20 protein-coding genes are annotated in these 19,071 nt (G+C 72.5%); 15 read left to right on the top strand and 5 right to left on the bottom strand.

Translation table 11 applies throughout. The features are described from left to right. A partial coding sequence (locus AB0M52_RS13000) for a response regulator (protein ID WP_363952758.1) occupies positions 1-402 on the bottom strand: 402 nt, incomplete at its 3' end. 74 nt (positions 403-476) lie between these two features. Between AB0M52_RS13000 and AB0M52_RS12995 the strand changes: the two genes are divergently transcribed. Beyond that, positions 477-1,397: an ADP-ribosylglycohydrolase family protein gene (locus AB0M52_RS12995; protein ID WP_363952756.1), complete on the top strand. Its 921-nt coding sequence runs from the start codon at positions 477-479 to the stop codon at positions 1,395-1,397. Positions 1,398-1,400: 3 nt separating this feature from the next. On the opposite strand, the gene AB0M52_RS12990 is transcribed toward AB0M52_RS12995, so the two are convergent. Next, positions 1,401-2,225, bottom strand: coding sequence for a DUF1775 domain-containing protein (locus AB0M52_RS12990; protein WP_363952754.1), 825 nt, complete (start codon positions 2,223-2,225; stop codon positions 1,401-1,403). A 191-nt stretch (positions 2,226-2,416) separates the two neighbouring features. Here AB0M52_RS12990 and thrS point away from each other — a divergent pair, with 191 nt between their 5' ends. Continuing rightward, entirely contained in the window at positions 2,417-4,420 is a 2,004-nt protein-coding gene (thrS, locus tag AB0M52_RS12985) for a threonine--tRNA ligase (RefSeq protein WP_363952752.1), read from the top strand. A gap of 60 nt (positions 4,421-4,480) precedes the next feature. On the opposite strand, the gene AB0M52_RS12980 is transcribed toward thrS, so the two are convergent. After that, the gene (locus AB0M52_RS12980; RefSeq protein WP_363952750.1) at positions 4,481-5,149 is read right to left on the bottom strand and encodes a D-Ala-D-Ala carboxypeptidase family metallohydrolase; all 669 of its coding nucleotides are present in this window, start codon (positions 5,147-5,149) and stop codon (positions 4,481-4,483) included. 292 nt (positions 5,150-5,441) lie between these two features. Here AB0M52_RS12980 and AB0M52_RS12975 point away from each other — a divergent pair, with 292 nt between their 5' ends. Both AB0M52_RS12975 and AB0M52_RS12970 read left to right on the top strand, forming a co-directional pair. Then, entirely contained in the window at positions 5,442-5,954 is a 513-nt protein-coding gene (locus tag AB0M52_RS12975) for an HIT domain-containing protein (RefSeq protein ID WP_363952762.1), read from the top strand. Positions 5,955-6,253: 299 nt separating this feature from the next. Continuing rightward, entirely contained in the window at positions 6,254-7,312 is a 1,059-nt protein-coding gene (locus AB0M52_RS12970; protein WP_363952748.1) for an aldo/keto reductase, read from the top strand. Positions 7,313-7,328: 16 nt separating this feature from the next. On the opposite strand, the gene AB0M52_RS12965 is transcribed toward AB0M52_RS12970, so the two are convergent. Continuing rightward, on the bottom strand, positions 7,329-9,485 hold the full coding sequence (locus AB0M52_RS12965) for an elongation factor G-like protein EF-G2 (protein WP_363952746.1): 2,157 nt from the start codon (positions 9,483-9,485) through the stop codon (positions 7,329-7,331). Between the two features lie 247 nt (positions 9,486-9,732). Between AB0M52_RS12965 and pgsA the strand changes: the two genes are divergently transcribed. The 6 genes from pgsA (at position 9,733) to pdxT (ending at position 14,770) form a co-directional block, all read left to right on the top strand. Further along, complete coding sequence (gene pgsA, locus AB0M52_RS12960; RefSeq protein WP_363952744.1) at positions 9,733-10,365, top strand: phosphatidylinositol phosphate synthase; 633 nt, start codon at positions 9,733-9,735, stop codon at positions 10,363-10,365. A 73-nt stretch (positions 10,366-10,438) separates the two neighbouring features. After that, positions 10,439-11,317: a phosphatidylinositol mannoside acyltransferase gene (locus AB0M52_RS12955; protein ID WP_363952742.1), complete on the top strand. Its 879-nt coding sequence runs from the start codon at positions 10,439-10,441 to the stop codon at positions 11,315-11,317. 13 nt (positions 11,318-11,330) lie between these two features. Beyond that, positions 11,331-12,491 carry a glycosyltransferase family 4 protein gene (locus AB0M52_RS12950; protein WP_363952740.1) on the top strand — a complete coding sequence of 387 codons (1,161 nt, stop codon included), beginning with the start codon at positions 11,331-11,333 and terminating at the stop codon, positions 12,489-12,491. Positions 12,492-12,517: 26 nt separating this feature from the next. Continuing rightward, on the top strand, positions 12,518-13,024 hold the full coding sequence (locus tag AB0M52_RS12945; protein WP_363952738.1) for a hypothetical protein: 507 nt from the start codon (positions 12,518-12,520) through the stop codon (positions 13,022-13,024). Positions 13,025-13,172: 148 nt separating this feature from the next. Beyond that, positions 13,173-14,090 carry a pyridoxal 5'-phosphate synthase lyase subunit PdxS gene (gene pdxS, locus AB0M52_RS12940; protein WP_363952736.1) on the top strand — a complete coding sequence of 306 codons (918 nt, stop codon included), beginning with the start codon at positions 13,173-13,175 and terminating at the stop codon, positions 14,088-14,090. Between the two features lie 74 nt (positions 14,091-14,164). After that, positions 14,165-14,770: a pyridoxal 5'-phosphate synthase glutaminase subunit PdxT gene (pdxT, locus tag AB0M52_RS12935; protein ID WP_363952734.1), complete on the top strand. Its 606-nt coding sequence runs from the start codon at positions 14,165-14,167 to the stop codon at positions 14,768-14,770. A gap of 68 nt (positions 14,771-14,838) precedes the next feature. On the opposite strand, the gene AB0M52_RS12930 is transcribed toward pdxT, so the two are convergent. After that, positions 14,839-15,687, bottom strand: a complete 849-nt coding sequence (locus AB0M52_RS12930; protein WP_363952760.1) for a helix-turn-helix transcriptional regulator — start codon at positions 15,685-15,687, stop codon at positions 14,839-14,841. A 103-nt stretch (positions 15,688-15,790) separates the two neighbouring features. On the opposite strand from AB0M52_RS12930, the gene AB0M52_RS12925 reads away from it, so the two are divergent. The 5 genes from AB0M52_RS12925 to AB0M52_RS12905 all read left to right on the top strand — a co-directional run. Continuing rightward, on the top strand, positions 15,791-16,489 hold the full coding sequence (locus AB0M52_RS12925; protein WP_363952732.1) for an NAD(P)H-dependent oxidoreductase: 699 nt from the start codon (positions 15,791-15,793) through the stop codon (positions 16,487-16,489). 2 nt (positions 16,490-16,491) lie between these two features. Further along, entirely contained in the window at positions 16,492-16,788 is a 297-nt protein-coding gene (locus AB0M52_RS12920; RefSeq protein ID WP_363952730.1) for a hypothetical protein, read from the top strand. A gap of 223 nt (positions 16,789-17,011) precedes the next feature. Continuing rightward, the gene (locus tag AB0M52_RS12915; RefSeq protein ID WP_363952728.1) at positions 17,012-17,761 is read left to right on the top strand and encodes a YebC/PmpR family DNA-binding transcriptional regulator; all 750 of its coding nucleotides are present in this window, start codon (positions 17,012-17,014) and stop codon (positions 17,759-17,761) included. A 157-nt stretch (positions 17,762-17,918) separates the two neighbouring features. Beyond that, positions 17,919-18,536 carry a helix-turn-helix domain-containing protein gene (locus tag AB0M52_RS12910; RefSeq protein WP_363952726.1) on the top strand — a complete coding sequence of 206 codons (618 nt, stop codon included), beginning with the start codon at positions 17,919-17,921 and terminating at the stop codon, positions 18,534-18,536. Continuing rightward, positions 18,529-19,071: MFS transporter (locus AB0M52_RS12905; RefSeq protein ID WP_363952724.1), on the top strand; the 543-nt coding region annotated here is incomplete at its 3' end. The genes AB0M52_RS12910 and AB0M52_RS12905, both read left to right, overlap by 8 nt.

Below are 19,071 nucleotides of genomic sequence, written 5' to 3'. Positions count from 1 at the left end.
GCCCACGCTGTGCACGGCCGGCTGCACGGCGCGGCTGGCCCGCCCCACCCGGCGCAACACGGTGGTGATCCGGGCGTCCAGGTGCGCGCCGGTGAACGGCTTGACCATGTAGTCGTCGGCCCCGGCGCGCAGCAGCTTGACCACGGACTGCTCGTCGTCGCGGGCGGTGGCGATGATGATCGGCACGTCGGTGATGCCGCGCAGCATGCGCAGGGCGTCCGATCCGTCCAGGTCTGGCAGGCCGAGGTCGAGCACGACCAGGTCGGGCGTTTCCGCGGCGACCCGGCGCAGTGCGTCCAGCGCGGTGCCCACCGCGTGCACGGCATGGCCCCGGTCGGTGAGGGAGCGGAGCATCGCGCCGCGTACGACGTGATCGTCTTCGACCAGCAGGACGGTGGCCACCCCAGCACGGTACTCGCCGCGGTAACCGGCCCGTCGTTGCGGCCCACCCCGGAACCCGCCAAGCTTGTTGAACCATGGCCTTCACCCTCTACCCGGACACCCGGCTGGCCCTGGCTCGGGACGCCCTGGCCGGTCTGTCGGTCGGCGACGCCCTCGGATCCCAGTTCTTCGTCGCCGGCCGGCAACCGGCCGACCTGGTCGCCGGCCGGCTGCCCCAGCCGCCCTGGCAGTGGACCGACGACACCGAGATGGCCTGCTCGGTGCTGACGGCGCTCGCCGAGGCGGGCCGGATCGACCGGGACCCGCTGGCGCTCGCCTTCGCCGAGCGCTGCGAGCCGTACCGGGGCTACGGGCCCGGCGCGGTGCGCATCCTGCGGCTGATCCGCACCGGCACCCCGTGGCCGGTCGCCGCGGCCTCCGCGTTCGACGGGCAGGGCTCCTGCGGCAACGGCGCGGCGATGCGGGTCGGGCCGTTGGGTGCCTACTTCGCCGACTCGACCAGCCGGGCCGCCGCGCAGGCCCAGGCGTCGGCCGAGGTGACCCACGCCCACCCGGAGGGGGTCGCCGGGGCGGTCGCGGTGGCCGTGGCCGCCGCCCTGGCCGCCCGCGCCCGCCTGGACGGGTACCGGCCCGACCCGGCCCGCCTGCTCGCCGGCGTCGCGGCCGCGCTGGACCCGGCGACCGAGGTGCGCCGGGGCGTACGCCGGGTCGCCGGTCTGCTCGGTCGCCCGATGTCCGAGGTCGTGGACGCGGTCGGCAACGGCTCCCGGGTCACCGCGCAGGACACCGTCGCCTTCACCTGCTGGGTGGCCGCCACGCACCTGGACGACTACCCGGCGGCGATCCGGGCCTGCGTCGAGGCGGGCGGCGACGTGGACACCACCGCCGCGATCGTCGGCGCGGTGGTGGCCGCGTACGCCGGGGTGGGCACCCCGGGCGGGGTGCCCGACGACTGGCTGGCGGCCCGGGAGCCGCTGCCCGACTGGGTCGGCTGACCCTCAGCGCGCCGTGCCCGCCTCGACCACCTCGCCGGTCGTACCTTTCGCCGCGGTCGTCTCGGCGGCCGGCTCCTCGTCGAGCACCGAGCGGTCGATCTGGTCGGCCGAGGCCCGGCGTCGGCGGCTGATCAGCCAGCCCACCACCGCGCCGCCGCCGAGGCCGGCGAGCAGCCCGGCGGCGAGCAGACTGGTGGCGTTCGGGCCGGTGTCCGGCTCGGCCTCGGCCGGGGCGTCGCCGGGCTGGCCGCCCGGTGCCGCCCCATGTCCGCCGTGCCCGCCGGCCGCGGCTGGATCCGCCGGCAGCAGTGTGAGCGCGGGCAGCGGGCGCAGTCCGGGGCCGTCGCCCCACCGCACCACCAGGCCGTCGGCGTACGTCTGCAGCAGCTCGAAGGTAAGCCGGTCGGTCTGTGGCAGCGGGCCCATCGACAGCGGCAGGCGAGCCGGACCGTCGCCCGCGGCGGGCGTCCGGGACCAGGTCACCGACGCGGTCACTATGTCCGTGGCGGGTCCGTGGATGCCCGCCACCGGCGTGTCGAGCTTGCGGGTGGTGATCAGCGGCGCCCAGCCGTCGATCGACAGCGGATAGACCTCGGCGATCGGGGTGTCCGCCGGCAACCGGATCTCGATCCGCTCGGTACGGACCCCGGGCCGCTCGTCGGGTACCACGAACTCCAGCTTCACCGCCTCGCCCTGCCGGGCCTCGGTCGGGGTGAAGCCGGCGTCGGCCGCCTGGGCCGCCGCAGGCCAGAGCAGCACCGCGGCCGTGGCCAGGGCGGCCACCGGCCCGCCCCGGCGTCGACGGCTCCCGCCGCGCGTCATCGCCATGTTGGGTTCCCATCAGTGTCGACGCGGCCGTGCGGCCACGCCGGGAGGTACGGATCCCGGGTCGCAAGGGTTCAACCGTGGGCCTGGTCCGGTGCTGACGGTGTCGGCGGCGGTGGCCGGCGGGGCGACCGATAGCATCGCAGTGAGCCAACGTCGGCATCGCCAATTTCACCTGCTGTGAGGAGTCACCCGTGTCCGCACCCCGTACCCCCGCCGTGGCCGACCCCGTCGTCGTCGCCGCCGGGACGACGGCGGCCGACGCGGTGGCCGCGGCCGGGCTGCCCACCACCGGCCCGAAGGCGATCGTGGTGGTCCGCGACCCGCAGGGGATGCTGCGCGACCTGGACTGGAAGCCGGCCGAGGAGACCGCGGTCGAGCCGGTCGCCCTCGACTCGCCGGACGGGCTGAACGTGCTGCGCCACTCGACGGCGCACGTGCTCGCCCAGGCCGTGCAGGACGTCTTCCCGGAGGCCAAGCTCGGCATCGGCCCGCCGATCGACAACGGCTTCTACTACGACTTCGCGGTGGACAAGCCGTTCCAGCCGGACGACCTGGCCCGGCTCGAGAAGCGGATGCAGGAGATCGTCAAGTCCGGGCAGCGGTTCCGTCGCCGTCGCTTCGACAGCCTGGACCAGGCCAAGGCCGAGCTGGCCGCCGAGCCGTTCAAGCTGGAACTCATCGACGTCAAGGGCGAGGGGCTGGACTCCTCCGAGGTGATGGAGGTCGGTGGGGGCGAGCTGACCATCTACGACAACCTCGCCGCCGACGAGGACAAGGTCTGCTGGTCGGACCTGTGCCGCGGCCCGCACCTGCCGAACACCCGGCTGATCGGGGCGTTCAAGCTGATGCGCTCGGCCGCCGCGTACTGGCGGGGGTCGGAGAAGAACCCGCAGTTGCAGCGGGTGTACGGCACCGCCTGGCCGACCCGGGACGGGTTGAAGGCGTACCTGAAGCTGCTGGAGGAGGCCGCCCGGCGCGACCACCGCAAGCTCGGCGCCGACCTCGACCTGTTCAGCTTCCCCGACGAGATCGGCTCCGGCCTCGCGGTGTTCCACCCCAAGGGCGGCATCATCCGCCGCGAGCTGGAGAACTACTCGCGTCGCCGGCACGAGGAGGCGGGGTACGAGTTCGTCAACAGCCCGCACATCACCAAGGCGCAGCTCTTCGAGACCTCGGGCCACCTGCCGTACTACGCCGACACCATGTTCCCGCCCATGCAGCTCGAAGGGGCGGAGTACTACCTCAAGGCGATGAACTGCCCGATGCACAACCTGATCTTCAGGGCGCGCGGGCGGTCCTACCGTGAGCTGCCGCTGCGGCTGTTCGAGTTCGGCACGGTCTACCGGTACGAGAAGTCGGGCGTGGTGCACGGCCTGACCCGGGTGCGGGGCCTGACCCAGGACGACTCGCACATCTACTGCACCCGGGAGCAGATGGCCGGCGAGCTGACCACGCTGCTGTCGTTCGTGCTGGACCTGCTGCGGGATTACGGCCTGGACGACTTCTACCTGGAGCTGTCCACCCGGGACGACTCGCCGAAGTTCATCGGGTCGGACGCCGACTGGGCGGAGGCGACCGAGGCGCTGCGCACCGCCGCCGAGACCTCCGGGCTGGACCTGGTGCCCGACCCGGGCGGCGCGGCCTTCTACGGCCCGAAGATCTCGGTGCAGGCCAAGGACGCCATCGGGCGGACCTGGCAGATGTCCACCATCCAGGTCGACTTCAACCAGCCGGAGCGGTTCGGCCTGGAGTACCAGGCCGCTGACGGCACCCGGCAGCGGCCGGTCATGATCCACCGGGCGCTGTTCGGCTCGATCGAGCGGTTCTTCGGCGTGCTCACCGAGCACTACGCGGGGGCGTTCCCGGCGTGGTTGGCCCCGGTGCAGGTGGTCGGCATCCCGATCCGCGAGGACCACACCGACTACCTGCACGGCTTCGCCGCCGCGCTGCGTGCCGAGGGCATCCGCGCCCAGGTCGACGCCGGTGACGAGCGGATGCAGAAGAAGATCCGAAACGCGCAGCAGCAGAAGATCCCGTTCATGGTGATCGCCGGGGACGACGACGTGGCCGCCGGCACCGTTTCGTTCCGCTACCGGGACGGCTCCCAGCGCAACGGGGTGCCGCTCGCCGAGGCGGTCGGCCACGTCCTCGACGTGGTCTCCTCCCGCACCAACACCGGCCCTTCGGCCGCCTGACCTGCCGTGACGGCGGCTCCTGCCAGGCGCAGGGGCCGCCGTCACGGCGTGTGCCGGTCGTCAGATCCCGCAGCTGGGCGCCGACCAGGAGCGGCTGGGTGAGTTGCCCAGGTGGGTGTGGTCGTTGTGGCCCGGGTAGCCGGGGCCGAGGATGTTGCTGAAACCGTGGTTGCGGGCCTGCTGGGCGAGCGCGCAGAAGGAGTGCGACCCGACCAGGTCGATCCCGTCGCCGTACAGGTGCCGGCTGTTGCTGGCCCCGCCGACCGCACTGTTGCAGGAGTAGCTGCGGAACCCGCTGCTGAGGTAGAGGGGCGCATTGCCCATGGCGCGGCGCATGGCCTGGAGTTTCCACATGGAGACCAGCGCGTTGAACCGTGCGGTGCTCGCCGGGACCGCACCGCCGGACCAGTCGCTGTTGCACCGGTTCCACTCGGCATAGCTGAAGCTGACCGGCGTGCAGTCGTCGTCCTGGAGCGCGTAGATCTGGTTGAACGTCTGTGGGCCGGCCACACCGTCGGCGGCCAGGCCGTACGCCTGCTGGAAACGAATCACCGCGGACCGGGTGGCCGGACCGTACGCCCCGTCGATACCGAGCACCGCACCGTAGCCGGGGTAGCCGGAGACGCGGATCTGTAACTGGCGTACGTCCTCGCCGGTCATCCCGGAGGACAGCATGCGGCCCCAGGTGTAGCAGCCGTCGGCCTGGGCGGCGGTTCCGGTGACGGTCACCGTCGCCAGGCTCGCTACCGCAGCCATCACGCAGGCGGTGAGGGCCTGTGCCAGACGGTGTCGGAGGTTACGTCGTTCCATGATCAGCTCCAATCGACGATCTTCGACGCAAGATGGATTGGAAGTTTTACGTACGTCAATGCAAGAGTCAAGAAATTCTTGATTGGCTTTGCAAGCGGGCGTCACCGTCTGCCGTCACACGAGCGGTGCCGCGGTACGGGTGGTGGGCGATCGCCGCGCGGTACGTAGGATCGCCGGTGTGACTGGGGCGGACGGGCACACCGACAGGGACATGGCCGGCGGGCTGGAGCGGCTCTGGACGCCGCACCGGATGACGTACATCTCCGGTGAGGATCGGCCCGAGGGCGGCTACGACAAGCCCGCCGGTTGCCCGTTCTGCCTGGCCCCGAACCGGCCACCGGAGGAGAGCCTGGTGGTGGCGCGGGGCGAGCACGTGTTCGCGGTGCTCAACCTGTACCCGTACAACGCGGGCCACCTGCTGGTCTGCCCGTACCGGCACGTGGCCGACTACACCGACCTGGACGGGCCGGAGACGGCCGAGCTGGCGTCGTTCACCCAGACCGCGATGCGGGTGATCCGCAAGGTCAGCAATGCGCACGGCTTCAACCTGGGGATGAACCAGGGCGGGGTGGCCGGCGCCGGCATCGCCGCCCACCTGCACCAGCACGTGGTGCCCCGATGGGGCGGCGACGCCAACTTCATGGCGGTGATCGGGCGCACCAAGGTGCTGCCGCAACTGCTCGGCGACACCCGCGACCTCCTCACCCGCGCCTGGCCCTCCTGACCCCAGCTCCCGCCGCGCCCGCGTCCGCTGTCGCGCGGGGCGAGCCGCCTGCACCGCGCGTCCTTTGCTCTGCTTACGCACCCGCATCGGTTACGGAACGAAGTCGATGCGTATCGGTAAGCAGAGCAAAGGCGGCGGTGGGGGAGGGTGATCCGGGGCGATCCGCACGTCGATCGCGTCGGGCACCGAACGGGGCGGATCCGGGGCGATCTGGGCTGATCCGTCGGCATCGGTCGCCCGTACGGATGATCGTGGTGGATGTCTGTCATACCGTGTCCGGAAGATGGCACGATGCGCCGATGGTGGAGTCGACGCGGACGCTGGGCCGCAGCGGCATCGAGGTCAGCGCCCTGGGCATGGGCTGCTGGGCGATCGCCGGTCCCTGGGCCGAGGGACGCACCCCGCTGGGCTGGGGAGCGGTCGACGACGAGGAGTCGACCCGGGCGATCCGCCGGGCCCTGGACCTCGGCGTGACGCTGTTCGACACCGCCGACACGTACGGTGCCGGGCACGGTGAGCGGCTCCTCGGGCGGGCCCTGGCGGGCCGGCGCGACGCGGCGGTCATCGCCACCAAGTGGGGCTACACGTTCGACGAGCGGGCCCGACAGGCCACCGGGACCGACGCCTCGCCGGCGTACCTCCGGCGGGCCGTGCAGGACTCGCTGCGCCGCCTCGACACCGACCGGATCGACCTCTACCAGCTGCACCTGGCCGACCTGCCGGTGGCCCGGGCGCAGGCGCTGATCGGCGCCCTGGAGGGCCTGGTGGCCGACGGCCTGATCCGGGCGTACGGCTGGAGCACCGACCGGGCCGACCGGGCCGCGACCTTCGGGCAGGACGCCCGGCACGCCGCCGCCGTGCAGCACAGCCTGTCGGTGCTGCGCGACGCCCCCGACCTGCTCGCCGTCTGCGCCAAGTACGACCTGGCCAGCATCAACCGGGGGCCGCTCGGGATGGGGCTGCTCACCGGCAAGTACCACCCCGCCTCGAGGCTGCCCCGCGACGACGTGCGGGGCATGACCTCGGGCTGGCTGGAGTGGTTCCGGGGTGGGCGACCGGCCCCGGAGTGGCTACGCCGGGTGCACGCGGTCCGGGCGGCGCTGACCGCCGACGGACGCACCCTGGCCCAGGGCGCCCTGGGGTGGATCTGGGCCCGCAGCGACCGGACGATTCCGATCCCGGGCTGCCGCAGCGTCGCCCAGGTCGAGGAGAACGCCGCGGCGCTGGCCCGGGGACCGCTCACCCCCGACCAGTTCGCCGAGGTGGAGCGGCAGCTCGCGGCCCTGCGAGCCGCCGCCCTGCGCGAGGTCGACCGCCCCTACTGGCCCAGCCCCATGCTGCCCACCGCCCGCCCCTGACCAGGGCGACCCACCGTCAGGTGTGTTCCTTGCGGATCTGGTCGGCGAGGTGGGTGGGCATCGGGTCGTGGCGGACGAAGTGGCGGCGGAAGGTGCCAGCCCCCGCGGTCATCGCGCGCAGCTCCACGGCGTAGCGCAGCAGTTCCGTGGCGGGCACCTCGGCGCGGACCAGGGTGCGCCCCTCCGAGTCCGGGTCCGGCTCGGTGCCGAGCACCCGGCCGCGCCGACCGGACAGGTCGCCCATCACGGTGCCCACGTTGCCGTCGGGCACCCGGATGCTCACCTCGTCGATCGGCTCCAGCAGCGCCGGCTGCCCGCCGCCGTCGGCGGCGGCGCGCAGGGCCAGGGCTCCGGCGGTCTGGAACGCCGCGTCGGAGGAGTCCACGCTGTGCGCCTTGCCGTCGACCAGGGTCACCCGCAGATCCACCACCCGGTGGCCGGCGACCAGGCCGCGCTCCATCTGGGCGCGTACCCCCTTCTCGACCGACGGGATGTAGTTGTGCGGCACCGCGCCGCCGACCACCCGGTCGACGAACTCGAAACCCGCGCCGCGCGGCAGCGGTTCCACCTCGATGTCGCAGACGGCGTACTGGCCGTGCCCGCCGGACTGCTTGACGTGCCGGCCATGCCCCCGTGCGGCCGCCGTCAGCGTCTCCCGCAGCGCCACCTTCACCGGCTCCGTCTCCAGCTCGACCCCGCCGGCGTGCAGCCGGTCGAGGACCACGTCGGCGTGCGCCTCGCCCATGCACCACAGCACCAGCTGGTGGGTCTCCGGGTTGCGCTCCAGGCGCATCGTCGGGTCGCCGGCCACCAGCCGGGCCAGGTTGCGGGCCAGCGCGTCCTCGTCCGAGCGGGACTTCGCCACGATGGCCACCGGCAGCAGCGGCTCGGGCATCTCCCACGGGGCGATCAGCAGCGGCTCGTCCTTGGCGGAGATGGTGTCGCCGGTCTCCGCGCTGCCGGATTTGGTGATCGCGCAGATGTCGCCGGCCACGGCGACCCCGACCTCCCGCAGCGTGGCTCCCAGCGGGCTGTAGAGGTGGGCGATCCGCTCGTCGGCGTCGTGGTCGGGGTGGCCGCGCTCGGCCAGGCCGTGCCCGGAGACGTGCACCGTCTGCTCGGGGCGCAGCGTGCCGGAGAAGACCCGGACCACGCAGACCCGCCCGACGTGCCGGTCGATGGTGGTCTTGACCACCTCGGCGACCAGCGGACCGGCCGGGTCGCAGGTCAGTGGCGGGCGGGGTGAGCCGTCCACCCCGGTGACCGCCGGCAGGGCGTGCTCCGGCGGCGACGGGAAGCCGGCGGTGAGCACCTCCAGCAGCGCGTCCAGCCCGACCCCGGTCGCCGCGCAGACCGGCACCACCGGGTAGAAGTGACCCCGGGCGACGGCCTTCTCGAGGTCCTCGATCAGGATGTCGGCGCCGATCTCCTCGCCACCGAGGTACCGGTCCATCAGGGTCTCGTCCTCGCTCTCCGCGATGATCCCCTCGATCAGCTCGTTGCGGGACTCGGCGATGGCCGGCAGGTGCTCCGGGTCGGGTTCGCGGACCTGCGGCGGCAGGCCGTCGGTGTAGTCGAAGACCCGCCGGGTGATCAGCCCCAGCAGGCCGACGGTGGAGACCCCGTCGTCGCCGAGCATCGGCAGGTAGAGCGGGAGCACGTTGTCGCCGAAGACCCGCTGGCAGAGCGCTACCGCCTCGTCGAAGTCGGCGCGCGGATGATCGAGCCGGGAGACCGCGACCGCCCGGGGCATGTCGACCGCGGCGCACTCCTCCCACAGCGCGGCGGTGGCGGCGTCCATCCCGTCGACGGCGGAGACCACGAACAGTGCGGCGTCGGCGGCGCGCAGGCCGGCGCGCAGCTCACCGACGAAGTCGGCGTAGCCGGGGCTGTCCAGCAGGTTGACCTTGATGCCGTCGTGCAACAGGGGCGCGCAGGCCAGCGCGACCGAACGCTGCTGGCGTACGGCCGCCGGATCGTGGTCGCAGACGGTGTTCCCGTCGGCGACCGAGCCGGCCCGGGCGATCGTGCCGGTCGCCGCGAGCAGCGCCTCGACCAGGGTCGTCTTGCCCGCTCCGGAGTGCCCGACGAGCACCACGTTGCGGATCCTCGCAGGATCGGTGACCGCCGGAACGCCGGCGGTTACCCCCTTTTCCTGACTCTTCTGCGCCATCGGGCGCACCTCCCTCAGCCGGTGGTGGTGGGTGGCGACCGCCGCGCGCGACGGGGATGCGGCCCGGGCGGGTACTGCGGCGATATCCTCCGGTGGATCGCTCCGAACCGGGCAGTCAACGGGCGGTCGGGTGACCCGGCTCACCCTCCCGGCTCGATCTCACACCCGATGGCGGGACCGGCACAACCCTCCCAGGTCAGACCGGCGGTGTCGCTGGTCGGGCGACGACCGTTATCGTGGGACCGCCATGGCGAAGATCTTCCAAGTGTCGGCCCGCGCGGGGATGACCCGCGTCGTGGAGCCGATTGCCCGCCGCCTGCTGCGCGCGGGCGTGTCCCCCAACGCGGTTACCGTCGCGGGCACCGTCGGTGTGCTCGTCGGCGCGCTCGGCTTCGGCGCCCGCGGGCATCTGGTCGCCGGTGCGCTGATCGTGACGGTCTTCGCGCTCACCGACCTGCTCGACGGGACGATGGCCCGGATGAGCGGTGGTGCCACCCGGTTCGGCGCCTTTCTCGACTCCAGCATGGATCGGGTCGCCGACAGCGCGGTCTTCGGCGCGGTCGCCTTCTACCTGGCCGGCAGAGGGGATCGCGCCGGGATGGCCGCCGCGCTGATCTGCCTGGCCGCAGGTGGGCTCGTGTCGTACGTGAAGGCCCGCGCCGAGGGGCTCGGGATGAGCGCCAACGTCGGCATCGCCGAGCGCACCGAGCGGCTGCTGATCGTCGGCGTCGGCGGCCTGCTCGCCGCCCTGGTCCACCCGGCGGCGTTGCCGATCGCGCTGTGGCTGCTCGCGGCGGTGTCGCTGTTCACCGTGGGCCAGCGGATGCGGCACGTGTACCGGCAGGCCCAGCAGGTCGGCGCGCCCGGCGGCCACGGGTGAGCGGCACACGGGGGCGCGGGTCGAGGACTCCCGCCGGGACCTCGCCACACGCGCTGGCGGGAGGCCCGCCCCGGTGAACCCCACCGAACTCGGCTTCGCCGCCGGCTGGCGGCTGATCCGCGCGTTGCCCCGGCCGGTCGCCGCCGCGGGGTTCAACGCCGTGGCCGACCGGGCCCACCGTCGCCGCGGTGCCGGCGCCACCCGGCTCGCCAACAACCTGCGTCGGGTGGTCGGCCCGGAACTGCCCGAGGCCGAGCTGGACGAGCTGGTCCGCCGGGGCCTGCGCTCGTACGCCCGCTACTGGATGGAGGCGTTCCGGCTGCCGTCGCTGAGCCGCCAGCAGATCCTCGCCGGGTTCCGGTTGGGGCGCGCCGAGCTGCTCGCCGCCGACGTGGAGGCCGGGCGCGGCGCGGTGGTGGCGCTGCCGCACGCCGGCAACTGGGACGCGGCCGGGGCGTGGGTCGCGGCCAACGGCTGGCCGTTGTCCACCGTCGCCGAGCGACTCAAGCAGGAGGCCGTCTACCAGCGGTTCCTCGCGTTCCGGCAGGGCCTGGGCATGGAGATCCTGCCCACCACCGGCGGCGAACGCCCGGCGATCGACGTGCTGACCGACCGGCTCGCCGCCGGTGCGGTGGTGCCGCTGCTCGCCGACCGGGACCTGTCCGCCCGCGGGGTGGAGGTGGAGTTCTTCGGCGGCCGGACCCGGATGCCGGCCGGCCCGGCGCTGCTCGCGCTGCGCTCCGGCGCGCCGTTGTACGTGGCGTCGATGTGGTACGAACCGGATGCGGCGTGTGCTGTGCTTGATGGCCCACTGCCGGTGCCGGGGCCCGAGGAGGGCACGCTGGACACCCGGGTCCGGTCGCTGACCCAGTTGATCGCCGACGGTCTCGCGGCGGGCATCGCCCGGAATCCGCAAGACTGGCACATGTTGCAGCGGATGTGGCTGGACTGAGGGGACGGGCGCAATGCGGATCGGCATCGTCTGCCCGTACTCCTTCGACGTGCCCGGCGGGGTCCAGAACCACGTCATGGACCTCGCGGAGGCGCTGATCGGGCTCGGGCACGAGGTGAGCGTCCTCGCCCCGGCGGACGAGGACTCGCCGCTGCCGCCGTACGTGGTGCCGGCCGGCCGGTCGGTGCCGCTGCCGTACAACGGCTCGGTGGCCCGGATCGCCTTCGGCCCGGTCTCCACCGCCCGGGTACGCCGGTGGATAACCCGGGGCGACTTCGACGTGCTGCACGTGCACGAGCCGCTCGCGCTGAGCCTGTCCATGCTCGCCGTGCTCTCCGCCCGGGGGCCGGTGGTGGCCACCTTCCACACCGCGATGACCCGCTCCCGGGTGCTCGCCGCCGCCCAGGGCGTACTCCAGATCGTGCTGGAGCGGATCACCGCGCGAATCGCGGTCAGCGCCCTGGCCCGAAAGGTGCAGGTCGAGCACCTGGACGGTGGCGCGGTGGAGATCCCCAACGGGGTCGCGGTGGCCAAGTTCGCCGGGGTCGAGCCGCTGCCCGGGTGGCCCGGGGAGTTCATCCCGGGTACCGGCGGCACGCTCGGCTTCCTGGGCCGGTTCACCGAGCCGCGCAAGGGCTTCCCGATCCTGCGCGACGCCTTCGTCGAGCTGGCCCGCCAGCGCCCCGGGCTGCGCCTGCTGGTCGCCGGCCCCGGCGACCCGGACGACCTGTTCGACCAGTTTCCGCCCGACCTTCGGGAACGGGTGACCTTCCTCGGGTTGGTACCCGAGGAGGAGAAGGCGCGGATGCTGCGCAGCGTGCACCTCTACGTCGCACCGAACACGGGTGGCGAATCCTTCGGCATGATCCTCACCGAGGCCCTGGCCGCGGGCACCACCGTCGTCGCCAGCGATCTCGACGCCTTCCGCCGGGTGCTCGACGGCGGCCGGGCCGGTCGGCTGTTCCCCACCGGTGACCCGGTGGCGCTGCGTGAGACCCTGGCGGAGCTGCTGGACGACCCGGCCCAGCGGGCGGAGCTGACCGCCTGCGGCGACCAGGTGGTGGCAAATTTCGACTGGCCCGTGGTTGCCCGCCGCGTTCTGGAGGTATACGCAGCGGCGATCGAGGCGACCGACGGGCGGGTGATCGACCAGGAGTGGGTGGGGCCGGACTGATCGGGAGGAACGGGAGCAGCACTACGATGCCGGGCATGTGGTGGGTGGTGGGCGCGACGGTGGTCGCCGCCCTGGTCGTGGCGTACCTGATCTGGACCGCCGGCCGGGTCGAGCGGCTGCAGGCCCGCGCGCAGCTGGCCGCCCGCGCCCTGGACGCCCACCTGCTGCGCCGGGCCGCCGCGGCGGCGGTGCTGGCCGAACGCCGCTACGGCGTCGAGCTGTACGCGGCGGCGCGCATCGCGCTGGACGCCCGCCCGGACGAGCGGGAGGCGGCCGAGAACGACCTGACCCGGCAGCTGCGCACGGTCCGGCTCGACCCCACCGACCCGGACTGTGAGGCCGTCATCGCGGCCAGCCGGCGGCTCGCCCTGGCCCGACAGGTGCACACCGACCTGGTCCGGGACGCCCGCACGGCGCGCGGCCGGCCGCTGGTACGCCTGTTCCGGATGGGGCGCGGGCACACCTGGCCGCGCTACTTCGACATCGACGACCCGACTCTCGCCGTCCCCGCCGCCGACGTCCCCACCAGGTGATCCGGGCGTCGGCGGTAGGCGCCGGGCGAGGGTGACGGCGGCCACAGAGCAGGCCACCACGGGTCTGATTGGCTGTCGGTACGGCGTTGACCCGGGCGTAGCATCTCCGCTGCCACCTCCCCGAGCACGCCCTGAGGAGCGATAACCCGTGTCCGAAACGACTTCCCCGAACGCCAGCGCCACCCCGGTCGTCGGCACCGCCCGCGTGAAGCGCGGCATGGCCGAGATGCTCAAGGGCGGTGTGATCATGGACGTGGTCACCTCCGAGCAAGCCAAGATCGCTGAGGACGCCGGCGCGGTCGCGGTGATGGCGCTGGAGCGGGTGCCGGCCGACATCCGCGCGCAGGGCGGGGTGTCGCGGATGAGCGACCCCGACATGATCGACGGCATCATCAACGCGGTCTCCATCCCGGTGATGGCCAAGGCCCGCATCGGCCACTTCGTCGAGGCGCAGATCCTGCAGTCCCTGGGCGTCGACTACGTCGACGAGTCCGAGGTGCTCACCCCGGCCGACTACGCCAACCACATCGACAAGTGGGCCTTCACCGTCCCGTTCGTCTGCGGTGCGACCAACCTGGGCGAGGCGCTGCGCCGGATCACCGAAGGCGCCGCCATGATCCGCTCCAAGGGTGAGGCCGGCACCGGCGACGTCTCCAACGCCACCACCCACATGCGCAAGATCCGCCAGGAGATCCGCCGGCTCCAGTCGCTGCCGACCGACGAGCTGTTCGTCGCGGCGAAGGAGCTGCAGGCGCCGTACGAGCTGGTCAAGGAGATCGCCGAGACCGGCAAGCTGCCGGTGGTGCTGTTCACCGCCGGTGGCATCGCCACCCCGGCCGACGCCGCCATGATGATGCAGCTCGGCGCGGAGGGCGTCTTCGTCGGCTCCGGCATCTTCAAGTCCGGCAACCCGGCCCAGCGGGCCGCCGCGATCGTCAAGGCGACCACCTTCCACGACGACCCGGACGTGCTGGCCAAGGTCTCCCGGGGGCTCGGCGAGGCGATGGTCGGCATCAACGTCGACGAGATCCCGCAGCCGCACCGCCTCGCCGAACGCGGCTGGTGACATGAAAGGAGGGGCCCCCTGTTAACGCCTCGGGTAGAGCAGGGGCCCCTTCTTAACACCTGGAAGGAACGCACGTGACGGCACCCGTGATCGGTGTCCTCGCCCTGCAGGGTGACGTCCGCGAACACCTCACCGCGCTGACCGGAGCCGGCGCGCGGGCCCGCCCGGTACGCCGGCCGGAGGAACTCGACGCGGTCGACGGCCTGGTCATCCCGGGCGGGGAGTCCACCACGATCAGCAAGCTGGTCGACATCTTCGAGCTGCGTGACCCGATCGACAAGCGGATCGCCGCCGGCATGCCGGTCTACGGCTCGTGCGCCGGCATGATCATGCTGGCCACCGAGGTCCTCGACGGCCGGCCGGACCAGCGCGGCTTCGACGGCATCTCGATGACCGTCCGGCGCAACGCGTTCGGCCGGCAGGTCGACTCGTTCGAGGCACCGGTGGAGATCGCCGGCATCGACGGCGGGCCGCTGCACGCGATCTTCATCCGGGCGCCCTGGGTCGAGCGGGTCGGCGACGGCGTCGAGGTGCTGGGCACGGTGACCGACGGCCCGGCGGCCGGCCGGATCGTGGCGGTGCGGCAGGCCAACCTGCTGGCCACCTCGTTCCATCCGGAACTCACCGGCGACCTGCGGCTGCACGCCTACTTCGTGGACCTGGTCCGCACCGCGAGCTGAGCCGGCCGGCGCGTGGCACGAGCTGAGCCGGTCCGCGTAGCGCAGGGACTGCCAGGCCGGTCCGAACCTCAGCCGGCCACCGAGCGCAGCCCACCCGGCCGCCGTCCCAGCAACCGGTCCAGCGCCTCCGCGCTGGCGGCGTCGGCGGGTAGCTGCACCACCAGCCGCTGCTGGTCGTCGGTGACGTCCAGCGTCTCGTACGCCAGCCGCAGCGGCCCCACCTCCGGATGCCGCAACCAGCGGACGCCGGTGGACCTCACCGCGACCGGCCGGCGCTGCCACCGGGATGTGAACGGCGCTCCGACGGTGCGGCCGAGTCGCTCGGCGAACGCGTCGGTGGCCGGATCGCCCCGGCGCAGCCCGTGCAACTCGGTGACCTGCTGGTCGGCCAGCTCCGCCCAGTCGGGGAAATGCTCGCGGGCCCGTTCGTGGGTGAAGACGAACCACACCAGGTTGGGGTGATCTCCGTCGAGCAGCCCCAGCGGTCGGGCCAGCCGGTCGAACGGGTCGTTCCAGGCCAGCACGTCGCCGAGCCGGTTGAGCAGGTACGCCGGCCGGTCCCGCAGCGCCTCCAGCAGCGACCGGACCGCCGGGCGGACGGTACGCGAGACCGCCGGCCGCCCGCCCGCGCACAGCTGCCGGCGATGGTTGACCGACGCGAGTTCCTGTAGGTGTTGCCGGTCGGCGTCGTCCAGCCGCAAGGCGTCCGCCAGCGCGGCGAGGATCTCCGGTGAGGGCCGGGTGTCCCGGCCCTGTTCGAGGCGGGTCAGGTACTCCACACTGACCTGGGCCAGCGTGGCCAACTCCGCCCGGCGCAGTCCCGGAGTGCGTCGCCGGGCACCTACCGGCAACCCCACCTGGCCGGGCCGCAGGGCCTCCCGGCGGCTGCGGAGGAACGCGCCCAACTCCCCGTCCATCACGCTCTAAGTCTGCCGGCGCCGTCGGGCGCGAGGGTGTCCCCGCCAGGGCTACCCTCGCACCGGCCTCCCGGCGGTGCCGGACCGCCGGTGGAATCGAGCCATGAACAGTGTGCAGAAGAATGGACCGGTCGTCGTGGGCCTGGTCGTGGGCAGCAGTCGTCCGGGCCGACGAGGGCCGGCGGTGGCCGGATGGGTGGCCGAGGTGGCCGCCGGGCACCCGGCGGTACGGACCGGCACCGCGACCGTCGAGCTGATCGACCTCGCGGAGCAGCGGCTGCCGATGCTGGACGAACCGGCGCCGGCGAGGTTCGGCGACTACCGCCACGACCACACCCGCCGCTGGTCAGCGGTGGTGGCGGCGTGCGACGCCTTCATCTTCGTCACCCCGGAGTACAACCATTCGGTCCCGGCCGTGCTCAAGAACGGCATCGACTACCTGGACGCCGAGTGGCGCGGCAAGTCGGCTGGTGTGCTCGGCTACGGTGTGGACGGAGGCGGGCAGGCGGTCGAGCATCTGCGGGCGATCCTCGCCGAGGTGGGGATGACGGTCGTGCCGAACCACGTCGAGCTGGGACTCTTCACCGACTTCGTGTGGCCCGGCGATGACTTGTCCGACCCGACCGCCGTCGCGCGGATAGCGCCTGGCGAGGGCCGGGCGGCGGCGTTGACGGCAATGATCACCGAACTCCTCGCGGCTGCCGGGGGACGCGGCTCCGGCGATCGGCCGGAGCCGGAGCGGGCCGGCGGTGGTGCCGGCGAGGCGGCGGGTCGGGCCGTGGCCCCGGTGGCGAGGCGGTGAGCATGGAGACGATCCTGATCACGTACCAGGTCCGCCCCGATTGCCTCGCCGAGCACCTGACCCTGCTCGGCGCCGTGCACGAGGAACTGGCCCGGCTCAGGCCGGCCGGGTTCCGCTACCTGACCCTGCGGCTCGACGACGGGCACCGCTTCGTCGAAGTCGCGATGGGCCCGGAGTTGCCGGGGCCACTGCCGGCGCTGGAGTCGTTCCGGCGCTACCGGGCCGCCCTCGACGAGCGCTGCGAGGAGCGAAGCACAGCCGAGTTCACCGTGCTGGGGTCGCACGGCATGGGGGAATAGCTTTTGTCCGCTATGCGTTGATCGCAGTGATCCTGGTCGGTCGCTGACGTGCGGCGGGTGACGACCACTCGTGGCTCGTCGGTAGGATTGTCGAGATTCGGCAGGGCCATCTGGCCGCCACGGCTTCCACCAGAGCTGACCGGCACCACCCGTGTGCGCCGGTGCGGAGCGGGGCGCGTGCGGTGCGGTCGATGCAGACGGCGGGTAGCAACGGAGGTATCAGATGTCCGGCCACTCAAAGTGGGCGACGACCAAGCACAAGAAGGCGGTCATCGACGCCAAGCGCGGCAAGATGTTCGCCAAGCTGATCAAGAACGTGGAGGTCGCGGCACGTACCGGCGGCGGCGACCCGGCCGGCAACCCGACGCTCTACGACGCGATCCAGAAGGCCAAGAAGAACTCGGTCCCCAACGACAACATCGATCGTGCGGTCAAGCGCGGCTCCGGCCTGGAGGCCGGCGGTGCCGACTACCAGACGATCATGTATGAGGGCTACGGCCCCAACGGCGTCGCGCTGCTGATCGAGTGCCTGACCGACAACCGCAACCGGGCGGCCACCGAGGTGCGCACCGCGCTGACCCGCAACGGCGGCTCGTTCGCCGACGCCGGCTCGGTGTCGTACATGTTCTCCCGCAAGGGCGTGGTGATCGTGCCGAAGGCGGGCACCACCGAGGACGACGTGATGATGGCGGTCCTCGACGCGGGCGCCGAAGAGGTCAACGACCTGGGCGAGGCGTTCGAGGTGGTCTCCGAGCCGGGCGACCTGCTCGCCGTGCGGACCTCGCTGCAGGACGCCGGCATTGAGTACGAGTCGGCCGAGTCCTCGCTGATCCCCAGCGTCAACGTGCCGCTGGACGAGGAGGGCGCGCGCAAGATCTTCAAGCTGATCGACGTCCTGGAGGACTGCGACGACGTGCAGAACGTCTTCGCCAACTTCGACGTCAGCGACGAGATCATGGCCGCCGTCGGCTGAGCCGGCCCCGACGACTGGCGCGACAGCAGGGCGCGCACGCGAGCATCGGGCTCACGTGCGCGCCCTGTCTTTATGTCTCGGAAGGTGCGACGGCGCTTCTTGATTGCCGGACGGTGGACTCTTGCTAAAGATATCTTTCTAAAGCATTCTCTACTGTGTGACCGACGAGGCGTCTCAGCGTTCGATCAAAGTCACCGACCCACGCGCCCTGCGGGCGTACGCGCATCCGCTGCGGATGCGCCTGATCGGGCTGCTGCGCGGCGAGGGCCCGATGACCGCGACTCAGGCGGCCGCCCGGCTCGACGACAACGTGCCGAACTGCTCGTTCCACCTGCGACAACTCGCCAAGTACGGGTTCGCCGAACGCGTTCCAGGGGCGGACGGTCGGGAACGGCCCTGGCGGGCCACCACGCAGTACACGTCCTGGGACGACGACTCCGACGATCCGGCGATGAAGGCTGCCGCCGACCAGCTCAACAGCTTGATGCTCGCCCAATACCTGCAACGCGCGCAGGACTACCTCGCCGTCCGCGCCGACGAGCCCGTCGAGTGGCGGGCCGCCGCCGGCTTCGGCGACGCGTTGCTGCATGTCACCGCCGCTGAGTTGCGCGAGGTCACGGAGGGGATCGACGCGCTGCTGGCCCGGTACGACGAGCGGATCGCCGACCCGGCGAAACGCCCGCCCGGATCCCGCCCGGTGATGATCGTCCAGATGGCGCTACCGCGTGGAGCCGAGCCCTCCGAGGGCCAGCGAGCGGGATCTGACCATGACTGAACCCCTCGTCCTGGCCGACCCGGCACCGCCGCGCCGGCCGCGCATCCCGCGGCTGCTCCAGCAAACCGCCTTCCGCCGCTACTGGTCCGCGCAGACCGTCTCGCTCTTCGGCGACCAGATCACCATGCTCGCCGTGCCGCTGCTGGCCCTGCTCACGGTCGGCGCCGGACCCGCCGAGATGGGCTACCTGACCGCCGCCGCGTTACTGCCGAACCTGTTCTTCTCCCTGCCGGCCGGCGCCTGGGTGGACCGGCAGCCACGCCGGCGCCAAGTAATGATCATCACCGACCTCGGCCGGGCGGGCCTTCTGCTGGCCGTGCCGCTGCTGTGGTGGGCGGACGCACTGAACCTGCTGCTGCTCTGTGCCATGGTCTTCCTTGTCGGGATCTTCTCGGTGTTCTTCGAGGTGGCGCACAGCAGCCTGTTCGCCGCCCTGGTCCAGCGGCCCGACTATGTGGACGCCAACAGTCTGGTCAACGGCAGCAGAGCCCTGTCGCACGTGGCCGGCCCGAGCATCGGTGGCCTGCTCGTGCAG

This window comes from Micromonospora sp. NPDC051296 (genome assembly GCF_040682255.1).
GTDB classification, from domain to species: domain Bacteria; phylum Actinomycetota; class Actinomycetes; order Mycobacteriales; family Micromonosporaceae; genus Micromonospora; species Micromonospora craterilacus.
Note: the sequence above shows the minus strand (reverse complement) of the source record. Positions and strands in the feature narration are given on the sequence as shown.

Bases quoted from the DNA above. Each gene is read 5' to 3' on its own strand.
- AB0M52_RS12995 (WP_363952756.1), top strand. From the start codon at position 477: ATGGCCTTCACCCTCTACCCGGACACCCGGCTGGCCCTGGCTCGGGAC.
- AB0M52_RS12990 (WP_363952754.1), bottom strand. From the start codon at position 2,225: ATGGCGATGACGCGCGGCGGGAGCCGTCGACGCCGGGGCGGGCCGGTG.
- AB0M52_RS12975 (WP_363952762.1), top strand. From the start codon at position 5,442: ATGGCCGGCGGGCTGGAGCGGCTCTGGACGCCGCACCGGATGACGTAC.
- AB0M52_RS12970 (WP_363952748.1), top strand. From the start codon at position 6,254: ATGGTGGAGTCGACGCGGACGCTGGGCCGCAGCGGCATCGAGGTCAGC.
- AB0M52_RS12965 (WP_363952746.1), bottom strand. From the start codon at position 9,485: ATGGCGCAGAAGAGTCAGGAAAAGGGGGTAACCGCCGGCGTTCCGGCG.
- pgsA (WP_363952744.1), top strand. From the start codon at position 9,733: ATGGCGAAGATCTTCCAAGTGTCGGCCCGCGCGGGGATGACCCGCGTC.
- AB0M52_RS12950 (WP_363952740.1), top strand. From the start codon at position 11,331: ATGCGGATCGGCATCGTCTGCCCGTACTCCTTCGACGTGCCCGGCGGG.
- AB0M52_RS12945 (WP_363952738.1), top strand. From the start codon at position 12,518: ATGCCGGGCATGTGGTGGGTGGTGGGCGCGACGGTGGTCGCCGCCCTG.
- AB0M52_RS12930 (WP_363952760.1), bottom strand. From the start codon at position 15,687: ATGGACGGGGAGTTGGGCGCGTTCCTCCGCAGCCGCCGGGAGGCCCTG.
- AB0M52_RS12925 (WP_363952732.1), top strand. From the start codon at position 15,791: ATGAACAGTGTGCAGAAGAATGGACCGGTCGTCGTGGGCCTGGTCGTG.
- AB0M52_RS12920 (WP_363952730.1), top strand. From the start codon at position 16,492: ATGGAGACGATCCTGATCACGTACCAGGTCCGCCCCGATTGCCTCGCC.
- AB0M52_RS12915 (WP_363952728.1), top strand. From the start codon at position 17,012: ATGTCCGGCCACTCAAAGTGGGCGACGACCAAGCACAAGAAGGCGGTC.